Genomic DNA, 1,457 nt, shown 5'->3' with positions numbered 1-1,457 from the left:
GTGGCGCAAACCAATTCTGCCAAAGTAGTGCTAGGCCGTGTACCTATAAACTCGGTGGCGTTATGTGACTGATGACACGTCCCCTTTGCTCCTATAGCGACCAAGTTCTTGGGGGCAGCGCAATATGTCGTGAGAGCAGCGAAGCCAAGCTCGATTGGGTTTTACGTCGGAACGGCGATTTCGCAAACTAGCCCTTCCGCGCGCCAGTCAAAATGCACCTTGCCGCCAAGTGGGGTGATCGTTCCTTCGATGAGGCGGCTACCAAAGCCCTTGCGTTCGGGCGCATTTACCCTCGGACCGCCCAATTCGGTCCAGCGGAGCATTAGCTGTCCATCCTCGGCTCGCGACCAATCCAATCCAATCCAGCCTTTCGCGTTAGATAGCGCTCCATACTTGGCAGCGTTGGTCGCTAATTCATGCAAAACCACAGCAATCGCCTGTGCAGCGGTGGGTTCTAATACAATTTGCAGACCCTCCATCACAATCCGCTTGTCTTGGCCTTCTTGGAGATAAGGGGCGAGCTCTTGCTTGGCGATCGCCGAGACCTCGGCTCCTATCCACCGCGTTTCAACAAACAGCGAGTGAACATTTGCCATCGCTTGGATGCGCCCGCTGATCACTTCCTTGAGGCGCTCGGAGGTGTCGGACTGAGAAAGATTGATGATTGCCTGTACGTTCGCGAGGATGTTCTTGCTTCGGTGCTCCGCCTCGCGAGCCAGAATGCGAATCTGCTCCTGAGCTCGCTTGTGCTCGGTAATATCTCTAGCAATCTTAGATGCGCCAATGATATTGCCGTGGGCATCTTTGACAGGAGAAACGGTCAGCGAAACGACGATTGAGCTACCATCCCTACGTCGGCGAACAGTCTCAAAATGGTCGAGGCGCTCACCTCGTCGGATGCGGGTTAAAATCTCGCGTTCTTCGCTTTGTCGGTCCTCCGGGATCACAAGTGTAATAGGCTGGCCGATCGCCTCGGCGGCCGAATAGCCGAAGATGCGCTCAGCCCCCTTATTCCAACTTGTAATAATGCCGTCCAGATTCTTGCTAACGATCACGTCGTCGCTAGATTCAACTATGGAGGCCAGCAGATTGGCCAACCGCTCGGCACGGTCTAGGGCCGGCTCGCTGACGAGAGCTTCGCGTTGAAGTCCCGGCTCTCCTTCAATCGCCAATAGGACCCCCAAACCCAGATGTTGCACTGCCGTTGGTGCCCAATCATAGCACCGAAAGCAAAGGCAAGAAGGTGTCCATTGGGACGGTTTCAGCGGAAATTGTCGGTCCCCTTCTACTCGGTAAGTGTCCAACCGGGGCCTGCCCGGAAGCGTTGCGTCTGGACAGGGCTGGCTGCGCGTTATGAGTCCGCGCCCTAGCACTACTTTGGCAGATTATTGATTTTGCCGCGTTTTATAGGATTCCCGAATCAATTTTTCAATGATTCATGGGTGGTCGGCTCTTGG

The 1,457-nt window shown here is 55.0% G+C and carries 1 protein-coding gene; it reads right to left on the bottom strand.

The window, feature by feature from the left end; translation table 11 throughout:
• Positions 1–161: 161 nt before the first annotated feature.
• A complete protein-coding gene (locus A3M7_RS0137680) occupies positions 162–1,172 on the bottom strand; it encodes a PAS domain S-box protein (protein WP_236845253.1) in 1,011 nt (336 codons plus the stop codon).
• Positions 1,173–1,457: the final 285 nt, after the last annotated feature.

It is taken from the genome of Bradyrhizobium sp. WSM2254 (assembly GCF_000472645.1).
Taxonomy (GTDB): Bacteria; Pseudomonadota; Alphaproteobacteria; order Rhizobiales; family Xanthobacteraceae; genus Bradyrhizobium; species Bradyrhizobium niftali.
This window is presented reverse-complemented; position numbering and strand designations above follow the sequence as displayed.